Raw genomic sequence first — 25,900 nt, 5'->3', positions numbered from 1 at the left:
ACCATGACCACACCAGCCAGCACCGCCGGTATCGCCGGTACCGTCCTCGAAGCCGCCGGCGTCACCATGCGCTTCGGCGGCCTGACCGCCGTACGCGGCGTCGACCTCAGCGTCCGGGCCGGCGAGATCGTCGGCCTCATCGGCCCCAACGGCGCCGGGAAAACCACCTTCTTCAACTGCCTCACCGGCCTCTACGTCCCCACCGAAGGCACCGTCAGCTACAAAGGCAGCCGCCTCTCCCGCAAACCCCACCTCGTCACCCAGACCGGCATCGCCCGCACCTTCCAGAACATCCGACTCTTCGCCAACATGACCGTCCTGGAAAACACCCTCGTCGGCCGCCACACCCGCACCAAAGAAGGCCTCTGGTCCGCCCTCCTGCGCGGCCCCGGCTTCCGCAAGGCCGAACGCTCCTCCGAAGAACGCGCCATGCAACTCCTGGAGTTCACCGGCCTCGCCGCCAAACGCGACCACCTCGCCCGCAACCTGCCCTACGGCGAACAGCGCAAGCTGGAGATCGCCCGCGCCCTCGCCAGCGAACCCGGCCTGCTCCTCCTCGACGAACCCACCGCCGGCATGAACCCCCAGGAGACCCGCGCCACCCAGGCCCTCGTCCTCGCCATCCGCGACCAGGGCACCGCCGTCCTCGTCATCGAGCACGACATGCGCTTCATCTTCAACCTCTGCGACCGCGTCGCCGTCCTCGTCCAGGGCGAGAAACTCCTCGAAGGCACCTCCGAGGTCGTCCAGGCCGACGAACGCGTCATCGCCGCCTACCTCGGCACGCCCTTCGAGGACGCACCCGGCGCCGAGGAGGCCGCCGAAGTACGGGCCGCCGAGGAACAGGCCCGCGCCGCCGACCGGAGCCAGGCCGCCCAGGAGGACGCGGCACGCACGGACCCGGCACGTACAGCCTCGACACGTACGAACTCGGCACGCACGGACGCCGCGGGCACGGACACCACGGGGACGGACACCGCACGTACGGACTCCACCCGAGGACTCCCCACCCGGGAACGCCACCCCGGAAGGAGACCCCCGATGACCACGGCCGCCCCACCCCTCCTCCAGGTCGAGGACCTGCGCGTCGCCTACGGCAAGATCGAAGCGGTCAAAGGCATCTCGTTCACCGTCGAGGCCGGCCAGGTCGTCACCCTCATCGGCACCAACGGCGCCGGCAAGACCACCACCCTGCGCACCCTCTCCGGCCTCCTCAAACCCCTCGCCGGAAAGATCACCTTCGACGGCGCACCCCTCACCGGCACCCCCGCCCACAAGATCGTCGAGCGCGGCCTCGCCCACTCCCCCGAAGGCCGCCGCCTCTTCCCCCGCCTGACCATCGCGGAAAACCTCAAGCTCGGCGCGTTCCTGCGCAAGGACCCGGCCGGCATCGAGGCCGACATCCGGCGCGTCTACGAACTCTTCCCCATCCTCGGCGAACGCAGCCGCCAGGCGTCCGGCACCCTCTCCGGCGGCGAGCAGCAGATGCTCGCCATGGGCCGCGCCCTGATGTCCCGCCCCAAACTGCTGATGCTGGACGAACCCTCCATGGGCCTGTCCCCCATCATGATGCAGAAGATCATGGACACCATCCGCGAACTGCGCGCCCAGGGCACCACCATCCTCCTCGTCGAACAGAACGCCCAGGCCGCCCTCTCCCTGGCCGACCGTGGCCACGTCATGGAAACCGGCACCGTCGTCCTGTCCGGCACCGGCCAGGAACTCCTGCACGACGAATCCGTACGGAAGGCATATCTGGGCGAGGACTGAACAGAACACGCGGAAGGGGGCGTGCCGGTCACCGGCACGCCCCCTTCCGTCCCTCCCCGAAGTCCTGCCCCTCCTACCCTTCCTTCTCCTTCTTCAGCTTCTTCTCCTCGGCGTCCTCGATGACCGCCTCGGCGACCTGCTGCATGGACAGCCGACGGTCCATCGACGTCTTCTGGATCCAGCGGAAGGCGGCGGGCTCGGTCAGCCCGTACTGGGTCTGCAGGACACTCTTCGCCCGGTCCACCAGCTTGCGGGTCTCCAGCCGCTGGGTGAGGTCGGCGACCTCCTTCTCCAGCGTCTTCAGCTCCGTGAAGCGGCTCACGGCCATCTCGATGGCCGGCACCACGTCACTCTTGCTGAACGGCTTGACCAGGTACGCCATGGCCCCGGCGTCCCGCGCCCGCTCCACCAGTTCGCGCTGCGAGAACGCGGTGAGCATCAGGACCGGGGCGATGCTCTCCTCGGCGATCCGCTCGGCGGCGGAGATGCCGTCGAGGACCGGCATCTTCACGTCCAGGATCACCAGGTCCGGCCGGTGCTCCCGGGCCAGCTCCACGGCTTGCGCACCGTCCCCGGCCTCGCCGACGACGGTGTACCCCTCTTCCTCCAGCATCTCCTTGAGATCGAGACGGATGAGAGCCTCGTCCTCGGCGATGACCACACGGGTCGTCTGCGGCGGGACATGCGACTGGCCGTCGTCGGCGACGGGCTGCTCGGGCTCGGCGGCGCTCACGGGTCTCCTCGTTCCAGGCAGGTGGTGCTCTTGCAGCCTACCTAGCGGCAGCTGCTCAGCGGCACACGGTATGGTGTCCTAAGCGACCGGCCCGGTTGGTGGAACTGGTGAGACACGCGGCTCTCAAACAGCCGTGCCTTAGGGCATGTGGGTTCGAATCCCACACCGGGCACCCTCAGCGTAAAGCGGACGACCACATTCTCGTGAAATTAGGGCGTCACGCCACACGTCACGCAGCCATCACGCAGGGTTATCGTGTGACAACACACAGCTCCGAAGTGCGGCTCAAAGCCCTGTCCGTGCTCCGCTCGGGCTCCAGAAACGCGGACGTCGCCAGGGCACTGAACGTGCCGCTCGGGACGGTCAGCTACTGGCTGCACGTGGACCGCTCAAAGCGCGGAACGTGTCCGGGCTCCCACAACCCCCAATGCCCCGGTGCGACGGACGCCCTCGCGACGAAGCCGCCTACTCCTACCTTCTGGCCCTCTACTTGGGCGACGGCCACATCATCCAGCACTCCCAGCACCGCGTACCAAGCCTCATGATCGCTTGCGGGGACGTGTGGCCCGGCCTCATGGACGAGTGCGAAGCCGCGATGCGCGCGGTCTTCCCGGACAACTCCGTATGCCGTGTCCGCAGAACCGGCTGTCACAACGTGAAGGTGTACTCCAAGCGTCTCTGGTGCCTGTTCCCACAGCACGGCGCCGGCCAGAAGCACGACCGGCCGATCACACTGGAGCCCTGGCAGCAGCACATCGTCGACGCCCGCCCCTGGGAGCTCATCCGCGGTCTCTTCCATTCCGACGGATGCCGCATCACGAACTGGACCACACGGATGGTCAGCGGCCAAACGAAGCGCTACGAATACCCGCGCTACCTGTTCGCCAACAAATCAGACGACATTCGCACGTTGTACTCGGACGCCCTCACCAAGGTGGGCGTCGAGTGGTCGACACTCGCACGCGGCAGCGACCCCTTCAACATCTCCGTGGCCAAACGAGCCTCCGTAGCCCTCATGGACGCCCACATCGGCCCGAAATACTGGCCGCCGCGGGCCCTCCTCCCCCTCCGCACACCCGGAAGGCGGTGCATCTGCCGTGTACGACCTCGTCGCCCGCAAGCGCGCCCTCGCTCTGCTGGCTCAGGGGCGGAGTCTCCATTCCGTGAGCAAGGAGACCGGGATATCGCGATCCGCGATCCGCGAGTGGCGGGTCAGGCTGGAACCGCTCGCACGCAGTTCGACGGAGTGTTCGCGGTGTGCGGGCGAGCCGCGGCCGCCCGCCGACCCCGCCGCGTACGCCTACCTGCTCGGGCTCTACCTGGGCGACGGTTGCGTCAGCCCGGATCCGCACGGAGGCTTCGTGCTGCGTATCGCGTGCGCGGACGCGTGGCCGGGGCTCATCGCCGCCTGCCGTACGGCTGTTGCGGGGGCGGGGGTCGGGAACAGCGTCTGCCTGGTGCGCAAGCAGGGCTGCGTCATGGTGTCGAGTTACAGCCGGCACTGGCCCTGTCTGTTCCCGCAGCACGGGCCCGGGAAGAAGCACGACCGTCGCATCGTTCTCGAAGCCTGGCAGCAGGAGATCGTCGACGCGCACCCGTGGGAGTTCCTCCGCGGGCTGTTCCATTCCGACGGCTGCCGGATCACGAACTGGGCCACCCGCCTCGTGGGCGGTGTGCGCAAGCGGTACGAGTATCCGCGGTACTTCTTCACCAACACGTCCGCCGACATCGTCCGGCTGTGTACGGACACGCTGGACGCCGTGGGTGTGGCGTGGAAGCGGGCCCGCCACGGCCCCCGCGCGCAGAACGTGTCCGTGGCCCGCCGCGCCTCCGTAGCCCTCATGGATCTGTACGTCGGGCCCAAGTACTGAATGCGTGTACCGAAGCGGTGGCCCGGGGTGGGGTTACTTCGGGGTGTCGTCCTCGCCGATGTGGTGGACGCGGACGAGGTTGGTGGAGCCGGGGACGCCGGGTGGGGAGCCGGCGGTGATGATGACGACGTCGCCGCGTTCGCAGCGGCCGATGCGCAGGAGTTCCTCGTCGACCTGGGCGACCATCTCGTCGGTGGAGTCGACCTTGGGGCCGAGGAAGGTCTCCACGCCCCAGGTGAGGTTGAGCTGGGAGCGGGTGGCCGGTTCGGGGGTGAAGGCGAGGAGGGGGATGGGTGAGCGGTAGCGGGACAGGCGGCGGACGGTGTCGCCGGACTGGGTGAAGGCGACGAGGAACTTGGCGCCGAGGAAGTCGCCCATTTCGGCGGCGGCGCGGGCGACGGCGCCGCCCTGGGTGCGGGGCTTGTTGCGGTCGGTCAGCGGGGGCAGGCCCTTGGTGAGGAGGTCCTCCTCGGCCGCCGTGACGATGCGGGCCATGGTGCGTACGGTTTCGGTGGCGTACTTGCCGACGCTGGTCTCGCCGGAGAGCATCACCGCGTCGGTGCCGTCGATGACGGCGTTGGCGACGTCGGAGGCCTCGGCGCGGGTGGGCCGGGAGTTCTCGATCATGGAGTCGAGCATCTGGGTGGCGACGATGACCGGCTTCGCATTGCGCTTGGCGAGTTTGATGGCGCGCTTTTGCACGATCGGGACCGTTTCCAGCGGCATTTCGACGCCGAGGTCGCCGCGGGCGACCATGATGCCGTCGAAGGCGGCGACGATGTCGTCGATCGCGTCGACGGCCTGCGGCTTCTCGACCTTGGCGATGACCGGCCGGAAGCAGTTCTCCTCGCGCATGATGCGGTGGACGTCTTCGATGTCGGCGCCGCTGCGGACGAAGGAGAGGGCGATGACGTCGGCGCCGATCCGCAGGGCCCAGCGCAGGTCCTCGCAGTCCTTCTCGGAGAGGGCGGGGACGGAGACGGCGACACCGGGGAGGTTGAGGCCCTTGTGGTCGGAAACCATGCCGCCTTCGACGACCTTGGTGTGGACCTCGGTGCCGCGGACGCCGGTGACCTGGAGGGTGACCTTGCCGTCGTCGACGAGGATGCGTTCGCCGGGGGTGACGTCGCCGGCGAGCCCTTCGTAGGTGGTGCCGCAGCAGTGGCGGTCGCCTTGTACGCCGGGGCGGACGGTGATGGTGAAGGCGTCGTCGCGTTCGAGAAGTACCGGGCCTTCGTGGAAACGGCCGAGTCGGATCTTCGGACCTTGAAGATCGGCGAGGACGCCGACACTGCGGCCGGTCTCCTCGGATGCTTTGCGTACCCGCTCGTACCGCGCCTCGTGGTCGGCGTAGGTGCCGTGGCTGAGGTTGAAGCGGGCCACGTCCATTCCGGCCTCGACGAGTGCTTTGATCTGCTCGTACGAGTCGGTGGCGGGTCCCAGTGTGCAGACGATCTTTGCTCGGCGCATGGTCCGACCCTACGACCTACTCATAGGTAGGGAACTGTGGGGAAGTGACTGGCCAACGGCCTTTGCGTGAAAGGCTCTTGACAAGTAGTTGAATGGGCGCGGACATGCTCCGATGAGCGGATGAACGGGGGCGGGAGGGTGTCGCCCACGGCCCCGCGCGGGGCGGGTGCGGTCACAGGGTGGGGCGCGTCATCGTGAAGCGGGCGTTGATCTGTGCGTACACCTCTTGTCGTGCCGGTTCGAGGTCGAGGGCGGGGGCGCTTTCGGCCTCGCCGCCGTAGGCGACGGAGCGGAACGCGCCGCCGGGTACGGGCATCGGCGTGGTGTCCTCGGTTCCGGTATCGGCGAGTTCGAGGACGGCGTCGAGGCGCGCGCCGAGGGCTTCGGCGTATTCGCGGGCGCGCTGGACGGCTTCGCGCACGGCCTGCCGGCGGGCCTCGCGGTGGGCGGGCGAGTCGGGGCGCAGGGCCCACCAGGGGCCGTCGACGCGGGTGAGGTCGAGGTCGGCGAGGCGGGTGGTGAGTTCGCCGAGGGCGGTGAAGTCGGCGAGGGTGGCGGTGACGCGGACGCGTCCGTGGTAGGCGCGTACGCGTTCGTGGCGGCCCTTGGCGGTGATCTCGGGGGTGACGGAGAAGGCGCCGGTGTCGAGCTTCTCGACGGCGTCGCCGTAGCTCTTGACGAGGGTGAGGACCTGGTCGTTGCGGCGCGTGAGGTCCTTGAGGGTGGCGGTGCGGTCGGTGCCGCGGGCCTGGACGGTGATGTCGATGCGGGCGATCTCGGGGTCGGCCTCGATGCGGGCTTCGCCGCGGACGGCGAGGCGGGGTGCGTCGGGGGTGCCGTACGGGAGGGCGGCGGGCCGGGTGTCGGGGTCGGTCATGGGGGCAGCCTGGCACGGGGCGGGGTGTTTGTCAGGGAGTGGTCCGGCGGGACGGTCATCTGATCGCAACCTGTGAAGGCTGTTGCGCGCGGGGTTGCTGAGCCAGAATCTACGCGCGTTGTCCTTGGCTGCCGCGGCCTTCCCTCGCGGTCGTCGCCGCAGCCCACCGCCGTGTTTCGTCAAAGGAGATGTTCATGCCGCTCGGCCGTAGGAAGTTCCTGGAGAGTTCGGTCGCCACGGGCGCGGGGGCCGCGCTCATCGGTACGGGGACGCCGTCGGCGGCGGCCGCGCCGGTGTCCGGCGGCGGGGCGCGGCCGGCCCGGCGCTATGCCTTCACGGTCATGGGGACGACGGATCTGCACGGCAATGTCTTCAACTGGGACTACGCCACGGATGCGGAATTCGACGACAAGGACCACAACGATGTGGGTCTGGCGAAGATTTCCACGCTGGTGCGACGGGTCCGGGCCGAGAAGGGGGCGCGCAACACGCTGCTGATCGACGCGGGTGACACGATCCAGGGTACGCAGCTGGCGTATTACTACGCGAAGGTCGATCCGATCACCGGTCCGAACGGGCCGGTCCATCCGATGGCGAAGGCGATGAACGCCATCGGCTATGACGCGGCGGCGCTCGGTAATCATGAGTTCAATTACGGGCTGGCGGTGCTGCGGAAGTTCGAGGAGAGCTGTGATTTTCCGCTGCTGGGGGCGAACGCGGTGGACGCGAAGTCGCTGCGGCCGGCTTTTGCACCGTACTGGATGACGCGGTTGCGCACGCCGTGCGGCCGGGATGTGAAGGTGGCGGTGCTGGGGCTGACGAATCCCGGTATCGCGATCTGGGACAAGGCGCACGTACAGGGGAAGCTGGCGTTTCCGGGGCTGGAGGAGCAGGCCGCGAAGTGGGTGCCGAAGCTGCGGTCGATGGGTGCGGACGTGGTGATCGTGTCGGCGCATTCGGGGACGAGCGGCACGTCGTCGTACGGGGACCAGCTGCCGTATGTGGAGAACGCGGCGGCGCTGGTGGCGGAGCGGGTGCCGGGGATCGACGCGGTCCTGGTGGGGCACGCGCACGTGGAGGTGCCGGAGCGGCGGGTGGTGAACCGGCGGACGGGGCGTGAGGTGGTGCTGTCGGAGCCGTTGAAGTGGGGGCAGCGGCTGACGCTCTTCGATTTCGAACTGGTGCGGGCGCGGGGGCGCTGGTCGGTGGAGTCGGTGTCGGCGAAGGTGCTGAATTCGAATACGGTGCCGGAGGATGCGCGGATCACGCGGCTGTTGCGTACGGAGCAGCGGAAGGTGGTCGCGTATGTGAATCAGGTCATCGGCCGGTCGACGGCGGAGCTGACGGCTGCGGAGGCGCCGTACAAGGACACGCCGGTGCTGGATTTCATCGCGTATGTGCAGGCGGAGGCGGTGCGCAAGGCGCTGGCGGGTGGTGCGTACGCGAAGTTGCCGGTGTTGTCGCAGGCGTCGTGTTTCTCGCGGACGGCGTCGGTGCCGGCGGGTGAGGTGACGATCCGGTCGATGGCGGCGCTGTATCCGTTCGACAACACGCTGGAGGCGCGGATTCTGACCGGGAAGCAGTTGCGGGAGTATCTGGAGTTCTCCGCGCGGTATTACGTGCGGACGCCTGCGGGCGCTCCGGTCGATCCGTCGAAGCTGACGAACGCGGACGGCATTCCGGATTACAACTACGACGCGGTGAGCGGTGTCGCATACGAGATCGATATCGCGCGGGAGCCGGGGCGGCGGATCGGGAAGCTGACGTTCGAGGGCGAGCCGGTGGCGGACGACGCGCGGTTCGTGCTGGCGGTGAACAACTACCGGGCGAGCGGTGGCGGCAATTTCCCGCAGGTGGCGAGGGCGCCGCAGGTGTGGTCGACGTCGGAGGAGATCCGGAACGTGATCATCGGCTGGGTGAAGGAGACCGGGGTGATCGACGGTGCGAAGTTCGCGTCGGTGGACTGGCGGCTGACCCGGGACGGGGTGCCGGTGTTCTGACGCGCGGCGCGGTGTGCGGTGGCCCAGGTGTCCGTAGGGGTGGAGCCTGGGCCGGGCGGGTCAGGGGTTCTCGATGAGGGTGGAGTGGGGGCGGGGGATGTCGGTGCGGGTGCGGGGCGGGGAGGGGCGCAGGCCGAAGGTGGTGAAGGCGGTGCGGGTGGGGAGGGGGTAGGCGGGGCTGTCGGTGAGGGTGTTGAGGATGGTGGCGCTGCGCCAGGCGGCGAGGCCGAGGTCGGGGGTGCCGACGCCGTGGGTGTGGTGTTCGGCGTTCTGTACGTAGACGGAGCCGGTGACGCAGGGGTCGAGGACGAGGCGCTGTTCGATGTCGATACGGGGGCGTCCGGCGGCGTCGCGGCGCATGTAGGGGTCGAGGGCGGCGAGCAGGGTGTCGGTGCGGCTTTCCCGGTATCCGGTGGCGAGGACGACGGCGTCGGTGGTCAGGCGGCTGCGGGCGCCCTGGTGGGGGTGTTCGAGGTGGAGTTCGATCTTGGTGGTGCCGACGCGGCCCGCGGTGCGGACGGTGACGCCGGGGGTGAGGGTGGCGTCGGGCCAGCCGCCGTGGAGGGTGCGCCGGTAGAGCTCGTCGTGGATGGTGGCGAGGGTGGCGTGGTCGATGCCCTTGTGGAGCTGCCACTGTCCGGGGACGAGTTGGTCGCGTACGGGTTCGGGGAGGGCGTGGAAGTAGCGGGTGTAGTCGGGGGTGAAGTGTTCGAGGCCGAGTTTGCTGTATTCCATGGGGGCGAAGGCGGCGGTGCGGGCGAGCCAGTGGAGGCCTTCGCGGCCGGTGGGGCGGGCGCGCAGCAGGTCGAGGAAGACCTCGGCGCCGGACTGGCCGGCACCGATGACGGTGATGTGTTCGGCGGCCAGCAGGCGTTCCCGGTGCGCGAGGTAGTCGGCGGCGTGCAGGACGGGTACGGCGGGGGCGTCGACGAGGGGTTTGAGGGCGTCGGGTACGTGGGGGGTGGTGCCGACGCCGAGGGCGAGGTTGCGGGCGTGGGCCCGGCCGAGGGCCACGGCTTCGCCGTCGTCGCCGAGTTGGGTGTAGTCGACTTCGAAGGCGGCGCGGTCGCTGTTCCAGCGGACGGCGTCGACTTGATGGCGGAAGTGCAGGGCGGGGAGGTTTTCGCTGACCCAGCGGCAGTAGGCGTCGTATTCGGCGCGGTGGATGTGGAAGCGTTCGGCGAAGTAGAAGGGGAAGAGGCGTTCCCGGTGCTTGAGGTAGTTCAGGAAGCTCCAGGGGCTGGTGGGGTCGGCGAGGGTGACGAGGTCGGCGAGGAAGGGGACTTGGAGGGTGGCGTCCTCGATGAGGAGGCCGGGGTGCCAGCGGAAGGCGGGGCGCTGGTCGAAGAAGGCGGTGCGCAGGTGGGCGAGGGGGTGGGCGAGGGCGGCGAGGGACAGGTTGAAGGGGCCGATGCCGAGGCCGGCGAGGTCCAGTGGTTCGTCGGGGACGGTGGAGGACCGGGCGGGGGCGGGCTCGGGGGCGGGGGGTTCGGTGCCGGTGGTGCGGGGGCGGACGAGGGTGGCGGGGCCGGGGTCGGGAGAGGGCAGTTGGAGGGTGACGGCGTCGGTGTGGGGGGTGCTCATCGGGGGGTGTGCCCTTCCACGAGTTTCAGGAGCGAGGTGAGGTCGTCGGTGGTGGTGTGGGGGTTGAGGAGGGTGGCCTTGAGCCAGAGGCCGGTGGGGGTGGTGGCGCGGCCGAGAACGGCGCGGCCGTGGTGCAGGAGGCGGCGGCGGATGGTGGCGACGGTGGTGTCATCGGCGCCGATGGGGCGGAAGAGGACGGTGCTGAGGGTGGGCTGAGAGTGGAGTTCGTAGGCGGGGTGGCGGTCGACGAGGTCGGCGAGGGTGCGGGCGGCGGCGAGGGTGCGGTCGACGAGGTCGGCGAGGCCGGTGCGGCCGAGGGCCTTGAGGGTGACGGCCATCTTGAGGATGTCGGGGCGGCGGGTCGTGCGCAGGGAGCGGCCGAGGAGGTCGGGGAGGCCGGCTTCGGTGTCGTCGTCGGCGTTGAGGTAGGCGGCGCGGTGGGCGAGCGGGGCGAGGTCGGCCGCGTGGGGGACGGCGAGGAGGCCGGCGGCGACCGGCTGCCAGCCGAGTTTGTGCAGGTCGAGGGTGACGGTGTGGGCGCGGTGGAGGCCGTCGAGGAGGGTGCGGTGGGTGGCGCTGAGGAGGACGGGGCCGCCGTACGCGGCGTCGACGTGGAGGCGGGCGCCGTGGGTGCGGGCCAGGTCGGCGAGGGCGGGCAGCGGGTCGATGGCGCCGGTGTCGGTGGTGCCGGCGGTGGCGCAGACGAGGACGGGGGCGCCGGGGGTGCCGGGGTGGCAGAGGTCGGTGAGGGCGGTGTGGAGGGTGTGGGGGTCGAGGATGCCGTCGGGGGTGGGGAGGGTGAGGGGTTCGGGGAGGCCGAGGAGCCAGGCGGCGCGGTGGATGCTGTGGTGGGCGTTGGCGCCGCAGACGACGCGCAGGGGCGCGGTGTGGTGGGTGCGGGCGTGTTCGCGGGCGAGGAGGAGGCCGAGTTGGTTGGATTCGGTGCCGCCGGTGGTGACCAGGGCGTCGGGCCGGTCGTCGTCCGGAGTGCGGAGGGGGCCGGTGGGTGCCCCGGGAACGTACGGGCGCGTGGGGTCGTGCGGGCGCGTGGGGCCGTACGTGCGGGTGGGGTCCGCGAGCGCGCCGGTCGCGAGGGGGCGGGCGAGGCCGGTGGGGGTGACGGGGCCGGTGGAGGTGACGAGGGCGGTGGGTGCGTCGGGGTCGTACGGGCCGGTGGTGCCGCCGGGCGTGTGCGGGTAGACGAGGGCGGCGAGTTCGCGGGCGGTGCGGGCTTCGAGGGCGGACGCGGCGGGGGCCTGGTCCCAGGAGTCCATGGACGGGTTGAGGGCCGCGGCGGCCAGGTCGGCCGCGGCGGCGAGGGCCAGCGGAGGGCAGTGCAGATGGGCGGCGCAGTGCGGGTCGGCGGGGTCGGCGGCGCCTTCGGCCAGGGCGCGGACCAGGGTGTGCAGTGCTTCGTGCGGCCCGGTGCCGGTGTCGGGGAGGACGGGCCCGGCGGCTGCCCGCAGCCGCGCGGCGACGCGGCCGGGACCACCGGGGGGCAGCGGACCGCCGCGGGCTTCGGCACCGTCGCGCAGCGCGTCGAGGACGGTGCCGAGGAGTGGGCGCAGGGCCTCGGGGCCTGCGGCTCCGCCGGCGAGGGGCGGGGTGTTCATGGGGCGGTCCTTCGGGTGCACGACAGCGGGCACGTCACAGCCTGGCCGGGGCCGGGTGGCGTGCCTGCCGAGGTGAACGAGCTCAACCCGAAAGGGGTACCGGTGCGGAGCGCGGGCCGGTTGTGATCGGATTGCCTGCTATGCAGTCCGTGCGGCCCGCGCCGCGGGGCCCGCCGCGGTCCGGGACCGGACGGGCGCGTTGCCAAATCCTTTCCTTGCGGGGGCCGTCACCCTGTGGTCAGGTCTCCGCGCCCTCCCCCGCGCGAGCCCGCGGACCGCTACGCCGCCGTTCCGCCGACCACTACGCCGCCGTCCCGTGAGCCGCCGAGCCCCCGTCCGGCGGACCGCTGTGCAGTTGTCCCGCGGACCGTCAGGCGCCCCGCACCCGCAGTGCCCTCCTGAGGTCGTCGAGCTGGTCGACGAGTCTGCGGCGCAGGGCCGGGGCGGGGTCGGCGGTGCGCAGGCATTCCTCGCCCAGTTGGAGGGTGGTGGGGTCGACGAGGGGCGTGGGGAAGGCGTAGCGGCCGGCGGAGTCGGCGAGGGCGGGGCCGCGGCGGGCGGCGAGGGCCACGGCCGCGGGGAAGTAGCGGCCCGCGTACGGGCGGACCAGATCGAGCTGTTCGGGGGCCCAGAAGCCGGCGGCGGTGGCGTTGAAGAGGTAGTTGGACAGGTCGGTGCGCTCGTCGGTGGTGAACAGGGCGTCCCAGGCGGCCTGTTTGGCGGCCGGGTCGGGCAGGGCGGCGTGGCAGGTGGCGGCGCCCTGGCGGCCGGTCGCGCTGGGGTCGCGGGCCAGTTCGTCCTCGATGGCGGCGGGGGTGGTGGCGCCGAGGACCGCGAGCCGGCCGAGGATGCGCCAGCGCAGTTCCGGGTCGAGGTCGGGGCCGCCGGGGACGCTGCCGCCGGAGAGCCAGTCCTGTATGCCGTCGGGGGTGGTGGCGCTGTCGATGAAGGTGCGTACGGCGGCGAGGCGCAGGCCTTGGCCGTCGCCGTTCTCGGAGCCTTCGGTGCGGCGCAGGATGTCGCGGGCGATGGTGCTGAGGGTGCTCAGGGCCGCGGGCCGGTCGGCGGCGGGGAGGTAGCGGTCGGCGATCTGGGTGCGGGCGAAGGCGAGGGTGCCGGAGACGATGGCGATGTCGGTCTCGTACGGGAGGTGGGCGCGGGCGGCGTCCAGGTAGGCGGTGGGGGGCAGTTCGCCGTCGCGGACCATGTCGCGGGCGGCGTTCCACACCACGGCGCGGGTGAGGGGGTCGGGCAGGCCGGAGAGCGCTTCGCGGGCGGTGTCCCAGGAGGTGGGGTCGAGGCGGACCTTGGCGTAGGTGAGGTCGCCGTCGTTGAGGAGGACGAGGGCGGGGCGAGGGCCCGGTGCGGTGTGCAGACGGTCCGGGGCGGCGCCCTCCGCGCGGGTGCCGGCCGCGGGGATGTCCCAGGCGAGGCGGTCGCGGGCGACGAGGCGGGCGGGGTCGGTGGGGTCGCGGTCGTACAGCCCGGCGAGGAGGTGGTGGGGGCGGCTGCCGTCCCGGTCGACGCGCAGGGTCCAGCCGCCGTCGGGGGCCGTGCCGAGGGCGGGGGTGAGGGTGTCGGCGCCGGTGGTGCGCAGCCAGTCGGCGGCCCAGGCGTGCACGTCCCGGTGGGTGGCGCGGGCGAGGGAGTCGACGAAGTCGGCGAGGGTGGCGTTGCCGAAGCGGTGGCGGGTGATGTGGTCGTTGATGCCGGTGAGGAAGTCCTTCTCGCCCATCCAGGCGACGAGCTGGCGCAGCGCGGAGGCGCCCTTGGCGTAGGAGATGCCGTCGAAGTTGAGGAGGGCGGAGTCGGTGTCGGGCACGTCCTCGGGGGCGGGGGCGACGGGGTGGGTGGAGGGGCGCTGGTCGGCGTCGGAGCCCCAGCCCTTGCGGGCGATGCCGAAGTCGGTCCAGGTGTCGGTGAAGCGGGTGGCTTCGGAGAGGACCTGGTAGCCCATGTACTCGGCGAAGGACTCGTTGAGCCAGATGTCGTCCCACCATCGGAGGGTGACCAGGTCGCCGAACCACATGTGGGCCATTTCGTGGGCGATGACCACGCCGCGGGTCTGGCGCTCGGTGTCGGTGACGGCGGAGCGGAAGACGAACTCCTCGCGGAAGGTGACCAGGCCGGGGTTCTCCATGGCGCCGGCGTTGAACTCGGGGACGAAGGCCTGGTCGTAGGAGTCGAAGGGGTAGGGCTCGTCGAAGAGGGTGTGGAAGCGGTCGTAGCAGCGGCGGGTGATGGCGAGGATCTCGTCGGCGTCCGCGGTCAGGTGGGGGGCCAGGGAGCGGCGGCAGTGGATGCCGAAGGGCAGGCCGGCGTGCTCGGTGCGCACGGTGTGCCAGGGGCCGGCGGCGACGGCGACGAGGTAGGTGCTGATGGGCGGGGTGGGGGCGAGGGTCCAGTGGTCGGCGCCGTCGGCCCGGGTGGCGGTGCCGTTGCCGAGGACGCTCCAGCCGGGGGGCGCGGTGACGGTCAGCTCGAAGACGGCCTTCAGGTCGGGCTGGTCGAAGGCGGCGAAGACGCGCTGGGCGTCGTCCAGGAACAGCTGGGTGTAGACGTAGGTCTCGCCGTCGGCGGGGTCGGTGAAGCGGTGCATGCCCTCGCCGGTGCGGGAGTAGGGCATGGCGGCTTCGAGGCGCAGTTCGTGCTCGCCCTCGGTGAGGCCGGGCAGGGGCAGGCGGTTGCCGTCGAGGGCGGCCGGGTCGAGGGGGTGGCCGTCGAGGGTCGCGGAGCGCAGCTCGGCCGGTTTGACGTCGATGAAGGTGTCGCCCGGGGTGCGCGCACTGAAGCGGACGGCCGTGCGGGACACGAAGTGGTCGGGGCCGTGGGTGAGGTCGAGGTCGATCGCGTAGCGGTGGACGTCGAGGAGTCGGGCTCGGGTCTGCGCCTCGTCGCGCGTCAGTGCGGGCATGTGCTCATGCTGCCGTACGGCACTGACACCGCGCATTGGACCCGTGGATTTCCTGGTCGGGCCGCCGCTTCGGGCGGGCCCGGGCCGGTCGTGGCCGGGCTCCGGTCTTCCCGCGGCCGGGTGCCGGCCGGTCGGTGGCCGGGCTGTTTCAGCTGATGCGTGGCGGGTTGTCGGGGTCGGGGACGCGGGTGGACCAGCCGCCGGGGACGCTGTGTCCCTGACGTGCGCGGAAGCGGACGGGTGCGGTGCCGACGCGGCGGGTGAACAGGCGGCTGAAGTAGGCCGGGTCGGTGTAGCCGACGCGGCGGGCGACGGCGGCGACGGGGAGTTCGGTGGCGGCGAGCAGTTCTTTGGCGTGGCCGAGGCGGATGGCGAGGAGGTAGTCCTTGGGGCTGCAGCCGGCGCCGCGGCGTACGGCGGTGCGCAGGGCGGCGGGGGTCATGCCGTGGCGGGCGGCGTGTTCGGCGACGGACAGGGGCAGGAACGCGTCGCGGGCGAGGGCCTGGAGCACGGGGTCGCCGTCCGCGTCGGTGTCGGCGCGGGCGCGGCGCAGGGCGACGAGGAGTTCGTGGACGGCGGCGGCGGTCTCGACCTCCAGGAGGGGGTTGCCGCGGCGGGCGGCGCGGGTGATGCGGCCGATGGCGGTGCGGGGAGCGGCGGTGTCGGCGAGCGGGACGACGGGGCGGTCCGGTTCGATGTAGCCGAGTTCGGTGTAGGTGGTGGTGGCGGGGCCGGTGAAGTCGACGAAGCTCTCGTCCCAGCCGGTGTGGGGGTCGGCGCCGTAGTGGTGGGTGACGCCGGGGACGAGCCAGAGGAGGGCGGGGGCGGTGACCGGCCGGCGGGTGCCGTCGGGGCCGGTGAACCAGCCGTGCCCGGCGCCGACGACGACGGCGACGTGGTGGTCGAGGACGCGTGGGCCGACGGGTGGCAGGGTGCCGTGCTGGAGGCCGACGCCCAGGCACACCAGGCCGAGCCGGTGGTGGACCGGGCTCGGTGTGAAGTACCGCATCCAGGTGTGGAACATGCGGGTGTCCTCCCGTACTGCCGTGCCGCTCCGGTCCTTCGGTTCCTGTTCCGTCCAATCACCGCCGATCTTTGTCCATGGATTCCCGTGCCGCCAGAGGTGATGGTGGGCGAAAGGCCGGACGGACGGGACGGGTGGCGTGGGCGGCTTCGTGGTGGGCGGGCGGGACTTCGAGCGGGACGGGCGGCCGGTGCGGCTGCTGTCGGGGGCCCTGCACTACTTCCGGGTGCACGAGGGGCAGTGGGGCCACCGGCTGGCGATGCTGCGCGCCATGGGCCTGAACTGTGTGGAGACGTACGTGCCCTGGAATCTGCACGAGCCGCGGCCCGGTGTCTTCCGCGATCCGGGGGCGCTGGGCCGTTTCCTGGACGCGGCGCACGCGGCGGGGCTGTTCGCGCTGGTGCGGCCCGGCCCGTACATCTGCGCGGAGTGGGAGAACGGCGGGCTGCCGCATTGGCTGACCGGCCCGCTGGGGCGGCGTGTGCGGACCCGTGATCCGGAGTTTCTGCGGGCGGTGGAGGCGTGGTTCGGGCGGCTGCTGCCGCAGGTGGTGGCGCGGCAGTACGACCGCGGCGGGCCGGTGGTGATGGTGCAGGCGGAGAACGAGTACGGGTCGTACGGCAGCGACCGGGAGTATCTGACGCACCTGGTGGACCTGCTGCGCGGTCTGGGGGTGAGCGTGCCGCTGTTCACTTCGGACGGCCCCGAGGACCATATGCTCACGGGCGGGTCGGTGCCGGGTGTCCTGGCGACCGCCAATTTCGGTTCCGGGGCGCGGGAGGCGTTCGCGGCGCTGCGCCGTCATCGGGCGGACGGGCCGCTGATGTGTATGGAGTTCTGGTGCGGCTGGTTCTCCCACTGGGGTGAGGCGCCGGTGGCGCGCCCCGCGCGGGACGCGGCGGGCGCGCTGCGCGAGATCCTGGAGTGCGGTGCGTCGGTCAACGTCTACATGGCGCACGGCGGGACGAACTTCGGGGGCTGGGCGGGGGCGAATCGATCCGGCGAGCTGCACGACGGGGCTCTGGAGCCCGCCGTCACGTCGTACGACTACGACGCGCCGGTCGACGAACGCGGGCGCCCTACGGAGAAGTTCCACCGTTTCCGCGAGGTGCTGGCCGCGTACGCGACGGGTCCGCTGCCCGAGGTGCCCGGTCCGCTGCCGGTCCTCGCCGCGCCCGTACGGGCCGAGCCGGGTGGGTGGGCGCCGCTCGGGGAGGTGCTGGAGGTGCTCGGCGGCCCGGAGGTGACGTCGGGTGTCCCGCCGACGTTCGAGGAGCTGGATGTGGACCGGGGCGTGGTGCGTTACCGCTTCGGGGTGCCCGGCCCGCGTGGTCCGTTGCCGCTGCGGGTGACGGGTTTGCGGGATCTGGCGGTGACGTACGTGGACGGGGTGCGCGGGCCGACGCTGGCCGGGGAGGACGCGGAGATCGGGGCGGCGGTGACCGGGCCCGCGGCCGTGGAGCTGTGGGTGGAGTCGCTGGGCCGCGTCAACTACGGTCCCCGTCTCGGGGAGCCGAAGGGCATCACGGGCGGGCTGCTGCACGAGCGGCAGTATCTGCACGGCGTACGGGCGCGCGGGCTGCGGCTGGACGCGCTGGAGGATGCGGCGGCGGTGGGGCGGGTGCCGTTCAGGGGCGTCACCGGGCGCCTGGCCGGCAGCGGGCAGCGGGGCCTTTACCGGGCCGCGCTGTCCGTCCCCTCCCCCGGTGACGCCGTCCTCGAACTGCCCGGCTGGAGCCGCGGTTTCGCCTGGATCAACGGCTTCTGTCTGGGCCGCTACTGGGCGGCAGGCCCGCAGCGCACCCTCTTCGTGCCGGGTCCGGTGCTGCGGGAGGGCGCCAACGAGCTGCTGGTGCTGGAGCTGGAGGGCGCCCCCGCCTTCGAGGGGGAGCGGGCAGGGGCGCCCCGTCTGGTGCCCTGACGGGTGGGGCTCCCGGGTCCGTATGCGTCAGGCTGCGTGTACCTCGGTCCGTCAGGCCTCCCGTACCTCGAACGTGTCGAGGACGAACTCCGCCTTCCCGTCCCCGCCCGTCTTCCGCAGTCCCACCCATGCCTCGCCGTTCTCCGGGGCGGTGAACTCGTAGGTGTGCGTGGTCGGCCGGGTGGCGGCGGGCAGCGGGGTGCGGTCCAGTTCGCGGGCTGCCGGTTCGTCGGTGGCCGTGATCCAGGCGTACTGGCCGGCCTTCTCGTTCTCGTAACGGAAGCTGACCCGGTAGCGGCGTCCGGGGGCGAAGCGCACGGTGTGCGGAACCGTGCGGTACACCAGGCCGGTGTTCTCGCCGCGGGACTTCAGGGACTGGCCGCCGTCGATGACGTCGTCGACGGCCTTGCCGTGCCAGCCGCGTCGGGTGAAGGGCGCGTGCCGCTGCGCGATGTGTGTGCGCGGGTCGGTGACCTGGCCCGCGTCGCCCTTGACGAAGGGGCCCCAGCCCTGCGGTACGTGCTCGAAGTCCTCGTAGGCGACGGCGCCCGGCCGGTGGGCGGGAACCGCGGGGACCACCCGCACGCTGTCGAAGCGAACACGGGGCGTGCCCGCCGCGACACCGAGGGTGAGGGTGATGGGGCCGCCGCCCTCGGGGACGGTGAAGGGGGTGAACATCCGTTGGAAGCGGGTGCCGTGCTTGCGGTCGGCGGCGACGAAGTTCCCGGCGGTGGAGGTGTCGGTCCAGTTGGCGGCCGTGACGCCGTCGCCGGTGCGTACCTCCAGGGTGGCCCGGCGCCGCTCCCCCGGCCGCGCGCCCACCTCCACCTGCACGGAGGCCGCGTAAGTGCCGGGCGCGAGGCGGGTGAGCCGCTGGGTGACGGCCGCCGCGCCGCCCGCGCCGACGACCAGCTCGTAGTCGCCGAGGGCGCTCTGTTCGACGGTCGCGGGCCCGGTGGCGTGCCAGGCGTCGAGGGTTCCGGAGTGGAAGCCGGGGTCGGCGAGCGGTGTGCCCTCGCCCCAGCCGGGCCCGTTCCTGCCGTGGCCGCCGCTCCCCCGGCCCCAGCCCCGGCCGCCCTGGGCGGGCGCCGGTCGGCGGTAGAGGACGTAGGGCTCTCCCGCCGCCGCGGTGACGGTGACCTTCCCGCCGCGTACGGCCGAGCGCCGCGCCCGGCTCCTGCCCTGGTCGGTGAGCCGGTATATGTACACGCTCCGGGCGTCCGACCAGCCGCGCGGCAGCGTCCAGGTGGTCGTGCCGCCCTCGGGGTTGTAGTGGTAGAGCTTCTCGGGGTCGGTGGCGCGGCGGGGTTCCCAGGGCAGCAGGTAGGTGCCGCCGTCGTACACGAGGCGTTTGTCGGTGGTGATCCGGCGGGTGCCGCCGGTGTCGGTGACGGTGGTGGCGGTCGGCCCCTCGAAGGTGATCTCGTGGTCGCGCCAGGTGCGGATCGGGTACGCCTGGAGGTACTTGGCGGGCAGCGCGTCGGCCCAGACGATCCGGTAGAAGGCGGGCCAGTCGGTCTTGCCGACCCAGCCTTCGAAGTTGCCCATCCGGGCGCCGCCCAGCAGCGTGGGCCACTTGTTCGCGAACACGTCCTTCTGGTGGTTGCGTACGAAGCGGATCAGGCGGGAGTTGATGCCGCGGGAGGTGTCGCCGCCGTAGTCGGTCTCGTTGGCCCAGTGCGCCCACAGGGCGGAGCGTTCCAGGCCGTGGCCCCATTCGGTGGTCACCTGCCAGCCCTGTGCGCGCAGGTGGCGCTGGAGGCGGTCGGAGTTCCAGCCGGATTCGCGGAAGACGTCGATGTAGAGGGTGTTCAGGGCGGGGTCGGTCTCCTCGCGCAGTTGCCGGAAGCGGCGGGCGATGTCGCCGGAGACCAGGTCGCGGCGGGCGTCGATGCGGTAGGACTGGTCGAGCCAGTCCCACTGCTCGTCGTTCTTGTCGACGAGGGTCTCGGAGAAGGCGTGGGCGACGGGGTAGGACTCGGTGGCGTTGACGTGGACGGCGAAGTCGCTGTGCCAGTTCTTTCCGGCGCGCAGCAGGGTGTTGAGGTCGGCGAGGCCGCCTGCGCGCCGGTTGTAGTTGCCGCCGTAGTCGGGGTGCGCGGAGTCGTGCCCCTCGGACTGGTAGCCCTTCAGGAGCGTGAACTGCCGCAGTCCGTCGGTGGCGAGGGCGATCCGCTTGACGTTGTCGAGGGTGGCGAGGAAGGGGTTGGTGGCCTGGCTGGCGAAGTTGAAGGGGATGTGGGCGACGACGCGCAGATGCTGTTCGTCGGCGCCGAGCGGGCTGACCATGATGTCGCGCAGGGCGATGGCGGCGTCCTGCCAGTCCGCCGTGCCGTCGCCGTTGCGGTCGCGGGTGAGGATGACGGTGGCGTACGGCAGGGGTTCGGTGTCGTCCAGGGGCGCGGTGGCCGCCCGGTGGGTCCACTGGCCGCAGCCGAGGCGCGCGTAGCGGTGGCCGCCGCTGGTGGTGGTCTGCCGCCACAGGCGCCCGTTCTCCCAGGTGGTGGCCCCGGTGGGCTGGTCGTACACGGTGTTGGTCTCGATGGCGGCGGCCAGCCGGCCGGTGGCGGCGACCGCGTACGCGCAGCCGACGGGCGCGGCGTCCACGGGCGTGGTGGGCGCGATCTGTACGAGTGTGTCGCCGCTTCTGCCCTTGTCCAGGTCGATGCGGGCGGCGAGCAGGGCGGCGCCGGGCTGGTCGCTGCGGACACCGAGCAGGGCGAGCCCGGGGATCTGGAGGGTGCCCACGCGGAGGGCCGGGGTGTCGGCGATTTTGGTGACGCGCCAGTCGGCGCGCCAGCCGCTGACGGTGATCTCGGCGTCGATCTCGGTGCCGCCGTCGAAGGCGAGGGTGTAGGCGATGCGGTCGGCGGCCGGGCGGGAGGTGACCCGCGGGGTGCGGGCGGTGCCGTCGACGAGGACTTGGGTGACGGGGTCGGGCTGGCCGTGGAGGACGGCGCCGGTGCCCCGGTCGGTGTAGGACAGGATGCGGGGGAAGGCGGTGTCGACGCGGACCTCCAGGGCGCCGGACCGCAGCACCGCCTCGCCGTGCCGGGGCCGCGGGTGGGGGCCGGTGCCGTCGGCGTGCGCGCTGCCGCCGCCGAGCGGGAGGGCGCCCACGATTCCGGCGAGCGCGGCGCCGACGACGATCTTCCTGCGGCCGGGCCCGTGCTCCGCGCCCGCGGCCTGCGCCACACCTGCCGGTTCCGCCACACCCGCCGGTTCCCCTGCGGCTGCCGGTTCCGCAGAGCCGGTCGGGCCCTCCGCGCCGGTCGGTTCCTGCGCGCCTGTCGGTCCGTTCACGTGCGCTCTCCGTCCTTCGCGCCGGCACTGTCCGTCGCGGGACAGGGTGCTCGGTGCGCGGCGGGCAGGCCCATGGACAAAGGAGCGGGAGGTGTTGGACTAACGGACGGGCACGGACCGGTACGGGCAGACGGTCCGGCTCGGGCATACGGACCGGTACTGGAAGACGGACCGGCACCGGCATACGGACCGGTCCGGGCAAGCGCGCGGAAGCCCGTACAGCCAGCGGGGTCAGCCCGGTCCGTACGGCGCCTCGTCCCCCGCCCCCACCGGCAGCACCGCCCGGACCTCCCAGCCGCCCTCCGGCGCGGGCCCCGCGGTCAGCCGGCCGCCCATCGCCTCCGCCCGCTCGGTCAGCCCGGCCAGGCCGAAGCCGCCGCCGCGGGCCTGTTCGGACAGGCGGGCGGGGTGCCGTCCGTCGTCGGTGACGCGCAGTTCGAGGCCGGACGGTACGGTCCGCAGCCCGATGCGTACGGCGGTGGCGTCGGCGGCGTGCTTGCGGACGTTGGTGAGGGCTTCGCGGACGATGCGGTGGACGGCCGCCGCGACCTCGGCGGGCACCGTCTCGTCGAGGCCCTGGTCGATGTGCAGGGCGACGGGCGGGCCGGTGCGGGCGTAGGTCTCGGTGAGGGCGCGTACGTCGGCGAGTCCGGCCGGCGGCCGGTTGCGGGCGGCGCCCTCCCGCAGGACCCGTACCAGGCGGCGCATCGCGCTCAGCGCCTCGCCGCCGGAGGTCTCGATCCGTTCGAAGGCGGCGTCGGCCCGCGGCCCGCTGAGCGAGGTGAAGCGGGCGGCGCGGGCCTGGACGACGATGCCGGTGACGTGGTGGGCGACCAGATCGTGCAGTTCGCGGGCGAGTTCCAGGCGTTCGGCGGACCGTACGGCGGCCAGGTCGCGCATCCGCTGGGCCTCCTGCCAGCGAAGGATCATCGAATAGGCGCTGACGACGACGGTGAGGACGCCGTAGACGACGGTGTACGGGCCCAGCCGGATGTCGCGCATCGGGGCGAGGACGCAGGCCAGGCCCAGCATGGGGCCGAGGACCGCGGCGGTGCCGCCGGGGGCGCGGTGCAGCACGCCGGTGAGCAGGACCAGCAGGGCGATGCCCTCGCCCAGGCCCCACACCTGAAGGGCGTGCTGTCCGGCGATCAGGACGACCGATCCGGCGAGGGAGACGGACGCGGCGGTCCAGGCGCGGATCTTCAGCGGGACGCGCGCGCTGGGCACGGCGCACAGGCAGACGACGACGGCGGTGGCGACGACGGTCGCATGCGGGCGGGTGGGCTGGCGGGCGAGCGCGACGGTCTCGAAGCCGACGAGGAAGAGGAGGACCGCGGCGAGGGCGGCTTTCGCGGCGGCGGCCTTGCGCGGATGGGCGCGGGCCCACCCGGACATCGGGCTCACGGCGCGTCCGGGGCGCCGCGGGGGCCGCCCGTGGCGAGCCCGCTCTCCCAGGCCCAGGCGGCGATCTCGACGCGGTTGCGGGCGTCCAGTTTGGCCTGGACGTTGGCGAGGTGGGTTTTGACGGTGGACAGCGAGACGTAGAGCTCGGCGGCGATCTCGGCGTTGGTCCGGCCGCGCGCGAGGGCCCGTACGACGTCCTGTTCGCGGTCGGTCAGCGGCTCGGCGAGGGTGCGGGCGGTGCCGCCGGCCGCCGCGGGGGCCAGTTCGCGCAGCAGCCGTACGGTGATGGCGGGTGAGACCAGCGCGTCGCCGACGGCGGCGGCGCGCACGGCCTCCACGAGCATGGCGGGGCTGGCGTCCTTGAGGAGGAAGCCGGAGGCACCGCCGTGCAGCGCCGCGTGCACGTACTCGTCGAGGTCGAAGGTGGTGACGATGACGACGCGCGGCCGGTGCCCGTCTTCGGGGTGGGCGGCGGAGCGCTCGGCGAGCCGGCGGGTGACCTCCAGGCCGTCGGTCTTGGGCATCCGGATGTCGAGCAGCAGGACGTCGGGGCGCAGCCGTTCCACCGCGGACAGGGCGGCCGCGCCGTCCACGACGTCGGCGAGGACCTTGATGTCCGGCTGGCTCTCCAGGATCATCCGGAAGCCCATCCGGACCATCTCCTGGTCGTCCGCGATGACCACGCTGATCGCCATGTGTCCCTCGCCCTGTCCGTGCGCCGTGTCCGGCAGTGGGCCGGGCCGCTCCCGTCGCATTCCATCTGACCTGCGGTGATCGCGCCCCGCAACCGCTGGGGCGGCTCCGTTCGCGTCAGTGGTGGGCCGCCCTGACGGCGAGGGGGTGGCCGGCGCGGTAGGGGGTCCGGCAGCCGGCGGGCGGGTGTGGGGCGGGGCGTCCGGTGTCCGGGCAGCCGCGGGTCCGGGGTTCCTTCGCGGCGCAGTCGCCGCCGGTGCGGGCGGCGGTGGTCCGGTCGTGGAGGGCGGTGCGGGTGTGGTCGCCGCCGGTGCCGGCGGGCCGGGCGGCGGTGGGAGGCGCCGCCGGGACGGTCCGGAGGCCGTGGCCGCGGCTGCCGAGGAGCAGCCAGGTGAGGGCCGCGGCGGAGGCGGCGAGCAGCAGGACGGCGACCGCGGTCGTCCGGTGGCCGCCGGGGAGTGCGACGACGTGGCCCGGGGGGTGCGGCGCGCGGCGGGGGCGGGGCTGGGTGGTCACGCGCCCCACGCTAGGGAGCGGCCGTGCGGGCCGGTATCGGCTGTCCGGCCGGTCCGCGGCGCCCGCGCACCGGCCGAAAGGACGAGGCGGGTCCCGGTGGTACGGGACGAAGGTCCCGGCGGCGCACGGCCGCGCCCCGGTGCCGTACGGCGTCGGGGCGCGGCGGGTGCGCTGTGGGGTGGCCGTCAGCCGGCCAGGCCGTCGGCCGCCTTCTTGATGTCCGCGGCGAAGGTGCTCACCTCGGTGTAGACGCCGGGCTTGCCGGGCCGGGCGCAGCCCTCGCCCCAGCTGACGATGCCGACCTGGAGCCACTGGCCGGCCTCGTCCTTGCGGAACATCGGGCCGCCGGAGTCGCCCTGGCAGGTGTCGGTGCCCCCGGTGTCCAGCTTGCCGGCGCAGATCTCCTCGCCGGGGGTGAGCTGGTCGCCGTAGGCCTTCTTGCAGGTGGCGTCGTCGACGAAGGGCACCTTGGCCTTGAGGAGGTAGCGCTGCTGCTGGCCGCCTTCCTTGTCGGCGCCCCAGCCGGCTATGTCGAAGTCGCCGTTGGTGAGCTTGTCGTCCGTGGCGATCTTCAGGGTCGGCAGGTCGATGGGCTTGGCGAGCTTGATCAGCGCCCAGTCCTTGCCCTTGCCGTTGTAGCCGGGGGCCTGGAGGACCTTGGCGGACTTGACGCTGACGGCCTTGGAGTCCTGGAGGTCGACCACGCCGGCGGTGGCGGTGATGGAGGTGTCGTCGCCGCTGCCGTCCACGCAGTGGGCGGCGGTCAGCACGATGTCCTTGGCGTACAGGGCGCCGCCGCAGCCCATCGACAGCCGGACCATGAACGGGAATTCGCCCTGGTCGGCCTTGGTTCCGCCGACGATCTTGGTGTGGATGGGGCCCGGCTCGGGTGTGGGGGCGGCCGCGGTGGCGGCGGCGGGCTGGAGGCTGGCGGCCGCGAGGGCGACGGCGCCGACGGCGGCAGCTCTCTTGAGGTGCTTCAGGTAGCTCTGCAACGGGCTTCCTTTCGTGGGGGGTTGCACATTGATGTCAGGCCCATGCCAACCCGAAAACCGGAAAGGACCGCCGAAAGCCCGTGGACGGAAGTCGGCAGCGCACCGTACGGCGTCCGGACCCAGTGGGGGATGAGCCCGCAAAGCGCCCTTGGATTATGTGGAGTCGGCGATCACAGTGGCAAGGGTGTACATCCGGCCAACTCCTGTTCTACCCACGACGCGTACACCCCATACCGGACGTTCCCGACGAGACGTACAGTGGTCGGGTGGCGGCGACGGGGAGTCCGGGCGGTTCCGGCAGCGACATCGAGCACGGCTATCCGCATCTGGAAACGGTGCGCGCGGCCCTCACCGCGCTCTACAAACGCCTGTCGTACGACACGGTGCAGACCTTCGCGACGAGCGTGCCGCCCGCCGAAGTCGCCTTCGGGGACGCGGAGGAGCTGTACGCGGGCGCGCAGCGGGTGGCCCACGCCATGGTGCAGCACCTGCGCCTCCCCGACGCGCGGGTGATCGTCGCCTTCCGCGACATGCACCTGGCGGCGAACGTCGAACTGACAGCGGGGCCCGAGTACTTCATCGAGCTGAACACCCGCTTCAAGAGCCACCGCCGGGACATCGGCGCCGCCCTCGCCCACGAGGTGATGCACGTCTACCTGCACCGCCTCGACCTGTCCTTCCCCGGCACCCGCGCCAACGAGATCCTCACCGACACCGCCACCGCCTATCTGGGCGCGGGCTGGCTGCTGCTGGACGCGTACCGCGAGCACGGCCCCTTCTCGCAGAAGCTGGGCTATCTGACGCCGGAGGAGTTCGGGTACGTCCTCGCCAAGCGCGCGCTGCTCTTCGGCGAGGACCCGGCGCCGTGGTTCACCAGCCCGCAGGCGTACGACGCCTACAAGGCGGGGCTGGGGCTGGCCCGCCGGGACGCGCAGCAGCCCCCGCTGGCGGCGGCCGGCTGGTCCGGCCGCCGCCGCTACACCAAGGACCGGCGCGCGGCCCAGGACCCGCGGCGCGCCGGCCGGCCCGGTGGCCCGGCGCCGGCCGACGGCTACGCCTTCGAGGGGGGCGCGCCGCTGCGGGTGTCGTTCCCCTGCCCGACCTGCCACCAGCGCATCCGCGTCCCCGTACGCGGCCGGCTGCGGGCCCGATGCGCGCTGTGCCGCACAGAGCTGGAGTGCGACACATAGCGACCCGCGGCGGTGTCCGGCG

At 72.4% G+C, this 25,900-nt stretch carries 17 protein-coding genes, 1 tRNA gene and 2 pseudogenes; 8 read left to right on the top strand and 12 right to left on the bottom strand.

All coding sequences use genetic code 11. The features are described from left to right. Positions 1-3 precede the first annotated feature (3 nt). Positions 4-900, top strand: a pseudogene (locus ACFV57_RS16065) (ABC transporter ATP-binding protein); the annotation flags it as partial. 141 nt (positions 901-1,041) lie between these two features. Then, positions 1,042-1,770, top strand: coding sequence for an ABC transporter ATP-binding protein (locus tag ACFV57_RS16060; protein WP_385231597.1), 729 nt, complete (start codon positions 1,042-1,044; stop codon positions 1,768-1,770). Between the two features lie 73 nt (positions 1,771-1,843). Here ACFV57_RS16060 and ACFV57_RS16055 read toward each other — a convergent pair whose 3' ends face one another. Then, positions 1,844-2,503, bottom strand: coding sequence for an ANTAR domain-containing response regulator (locus ACFV57_RS16055; protein ID WP_385231421.1), 660 nt, complete (start codon positions 2,501-2,503; stop codon positions 1,844-1,846). A gap of 89 nt (positions 2,504-2,592) precedes the next feature. On the opposite strand from ACFV57_RS16055, the gene ACFV57_RS16050 reads away from it, so the two are divergent. The 3 genes and pseudogenes from ACFV57_RS16050 (at position 2,593) to ACFV57_RS16040 (ending at position 4,374) form a co-directional block, all read left to right on the top strand. Next, a tRNA-Leu gene (locus ACFV57_RS16050) sits at positions 2,593-2,675 on the top strand. A gap of 85 nt (positions 2,676-2,760) precedes the next feature. Further along, positions 2,761-3,545 (top strand): annotated as a pseudogene (locus ACFV57_RS16045) (hypothetical protein); the annotation flags it as partial. A 55-nt stretch (positions 3,546-3,600) separates the two neighbouring features. Further along, positions 3,601-4,374 carry a transcriptional regulator gene (locus ACFV57_RS16040; RefSeq protein WP_385231419.1) on the top strand — a complete coding sequence of 258 codons (774 nt, stop codon included), beginning with the start codon at positions 3,601-3,603 and terminating at the stop codon, positions 4,372-4,374. 33 nt (positions 4,375-4,407) lie between these two features. Here ACFV57_RS16040 and pyk read toward each other — a convergent pair whose 3' ends face one another. Together pyk and ACFV57_RS16030 are read right to left on the bottom strand one after the other, a co-directional pair. Then, positions 4,408-5,844, bottom strand: coding sequence for a pyruvate kinase (pyk, locus tag ACFV57_RS16035; protein ID WP_385231416.1), 1,437 nt, complete (start codon positions 5,842-5,844; stop codon positions 4,408-4,410). 172 nt (positions 5,845-6,016) lie between these two features. Then, positions 6,017-6,721, bottom strand: a complete 705-nt coding sequence (locus ACFV57_RS16030) for an SIMPL domain-containing protein (RefSeq protein ID WP_385231413.1) — start codon at positions 6,719-6,721, stop codon at positions 6,017-6,019. Between the two features lie 194 nt (positions 6,722-6,915). On the opposite strand from ACFV57_RS16030, the gene ACFV57_RS16025 reads away from it, so the two are divergent. Continuing rightward, positions 6,916-8,721, top strand: a complete 1,806-nt coding sequence (locus tag ACFV57_RS16025) for a bifunctional metallophosphatase/5'-nucleotidase (RefSeq protein WP_385231410.1) — start codon at positions 6,916-6,918, stop codon at positions 8,719-8,721. A 60-nt stretch (positions 8,722-8,781) separates the two neighbouring features. Here ACFV57_RS16025 and ACFV57_RS16020 read toward each other — a convergent pair whose 3' ends face one another. From ACFV57_RS16020 to ACFV57_RS16005, 4 genes are all read right to left on the bottom strand, one after another. Further along, on the bottom strand, positions 8,782-10,305 hold the full coding sequence (locus tag ACFV57_RS16020) for a lysine N(6)-hydroxylase/L-ornithine N(5)-oxygenase family protein (protein WP_385231407.1): 1,524 nt from the start codon (positions 10,303-10,305) through the stop codon (positions 8,782-8,784). Further along, positions 10,302-11,918 (bottom strand): pyridoxal-dependent decarboxylase, encoded by a 1,617-nt coding sequence (locus ACFV57_RS16015; protein WP_385231404.1) that lies wholly within the window; start codon positions 11,916-11,918, stop codon positions 10,302-10,304. Before ACFV57_RS16015 ends, ACFV57_RS16020 begins: the two co-directional genes overlap by 4 nt. 370 nt (positions 11,919-12,288) lie before the next feature. After that, entirely contained in the window at positions 12,289-14,832 is a 2,544-nt protein-coding gene (pepN, locus tag ACFV57_RS16010; RefSeq protein WP_385231401.1) for an aminopeptidase N, read from the bottom strand. Positions 14,833-14,980: 148 nt separating this feature from the next. Next, entirely contained in the window at positions 14,981-15,856 is an 876-nt protein-coding gene (locus ACFV57_RS16005) for a helix-turn-helix domain-containing protein (RefSeq protein ID WP_385231398.1), read from the bottom strand. 139 nt (positions 15,857-15,995) lie between these two features. Between ACFV57_RS16005 and ACFV57_RS16000 the strand changes: the two genes are divergently transcribed. Further along, positions 15,996-17,777: a beta-galactosidase family protein gene (locus ACFV57_RS16000; RefSeq protein ID WP_385231395.1), complete on the top strand. Its 1,782-nt coding sequence runs from the start codon at positions 15,996-15,998 to the stop codon at positions 17,775-17,777. Positions 17,778-17,828: 51 nt separating this feature from the next. On the opposite strand, the gene ACFV57_RS15995 is transcribed toward ACFV57_RS16000, so the two are convergent. The 5 genes from ACFV57_RS15995 to ACFV57_RS15975 all read right to left on the bottom strand — a co-directional run bounded on the left by ACFV57_RS15995 (position 17,829) and on the right by ACFV57_RS15975 (position 24,688). Then, on the bottom strand, positions 17,829-20,990 hold the full coding sequence (locus tag ACFV57_RS15995) for an endo-alpha-N-acetylgalactosaminidase family protein (RefSeq protein ID WP_385231392.1): 3,162 nt from the start codon (positions 20,988-20,990) through the stop codon (positions 17,829-17,831). A gap of 321 nt (positions 20,991-21,311) precedes the next feature. Beyond that, positions 21,312-22,475: a sensor histidine kinase gene (locus tag ACFV57_RS15990; protein ID WP_385231594.1), complete on the bottom strand. Its 1,164-nt coding sequence runs from the start codon at positions 22,473-22,475 to the stop codon at positions 21,312-21,314. A 5-nt stretch (positions 22,476-22,480) separates the two neighbouring features. Continuing rightward, entirely contained in the window at positions 22,481-23,179 is a 699-nt protein-coding gene (locus ACFV57_RS15985) for a response regulator (RefSeq protein ID WP_385231389.1), read from the bottom strand. Between the two features lie 115 nt (positions 23,180-23,294). Continuing rightward, entirely contained in the window at positions 23,295-23,693 is a 399-nt protein-coding gene (locus ACFV57_RS15980; RefSeq protein ID WP_385231386.1) for a hypothetical protein, read from the bottom strand. 185 nt (positions 23,694-23,878) lie between these two features. Then, positions 23,879-24,688 (bottom strand): S1 family peptidase, encoded by an 810-nt coding sequence (locus ACFV57_RS15975; RefSeq protein WP_385231383.1) that lies wholly within the window; start codon positions 24,686-24,688, stop codon positions 23,879-23,881. 266 nt (positions 24,689-24,954) lie between these two features. Here ACFV57_RS15975 and ACFV57_RS15970 point away from each other — a divergent pair, with 266 nt between their 5' ends. Beyond that, entirely contained in the window at positions 24,955-25,878 is a 924-nt protein-coding gene (locus ACFV57_RS15970; RefSeq protein WP_385231380.1) for a hypothetical protein, read from the top strand. The last annotated feature ends 22 nt before the right edge of the window (positions 25,879-25,900 follow it).

Origin of the sequence: Streptomyces sp. NPDC059788, assembly GCF_042732265.1 — a bacterium.
GTDB lineage: Bacteria > Actinomycetota > Actinomycetes > Streptomycetales > Streptomycetaceae > Streptomyces.
This window is presented reverse-complemented; position numbering and strand designations above follow the sequence as displayed.

Excerpts from the sequence above, each read along its gene's own strand:
- ACFV57_RS16060 (WP_385231597.1), top strand. The coding sequence starts at position 1,042 with ATGACCACGGCCGCCCCACCCCTCCTCCAGGTCGAGGACCTGCGCGTC.
- pyk (WP_385231416.1), bottom strand. The coding sequence starts at position 5,844 with ATGCGCCGAGCAAAGATCGTCTGCACACTGGGACCCGCCACCGACTCG.
- ACFV57_RS16030 (WP_385231413.1), bottom strand. The coding sequence starts at position 6,721 with ATGACCGACCCCGACACCCGGCCCGCCGCCCTCCCGTACGGCACCCCC.
- ACFV57_RS16025 (WP_385231410.1), top strand. The coding sequence starts at position 6,916 with ATGCCGCTCGGCCGTAGGAAGTTCCTGGAGAGTTCGGTCGCCACGGGC.
- ACFV57_RS16020 (WP_385231407.1), bottom strand. The coding sequence starts at position 10,305 with ATGAGCACCCCCCACACCGACGCCGTCACCCTCCAACTGCCCTCTCCC.
- ACFV57_RS16015 (WP_385231404.1), bottom strand. The coding sequence starts at position 11,918 with ATGAACACCCCGCCCCTCGCCGGCGGAGCCGCAGGCCCCGAGGCCCTG.
- pepN (WP_385231401.1), bottom strand. The coding sequence starts at position 14,832 with ATGCCCGCACTGACGCGCGACGAGGCGCAGACCCGAGCCCGACTCCTC.
- ACFV57_RS16005 (WP_385231398.1), bottom strand. The coding sequence starts at position 15,856 with ATGTTCCACACCTGGATGCGGTACTTCACACCGAGCCCGGTCCACCAC.
- ACFV57_RS15990 (WP_385231594.1), bottom strand. The coding sequence starts at position 22,475 with ATGTCCGGGTGGGCCCGCGCCCATCCGCGCAAGGCCGCCGCCGCGAAA.
- ACFV57_RS15985 (WP_385231389.1), bottom strand. The coding sequence starts at position 23,179 with ATGGCGATCAGCGTGGTCATCGCGGACGACCAGGAGATGGTCCGGATG.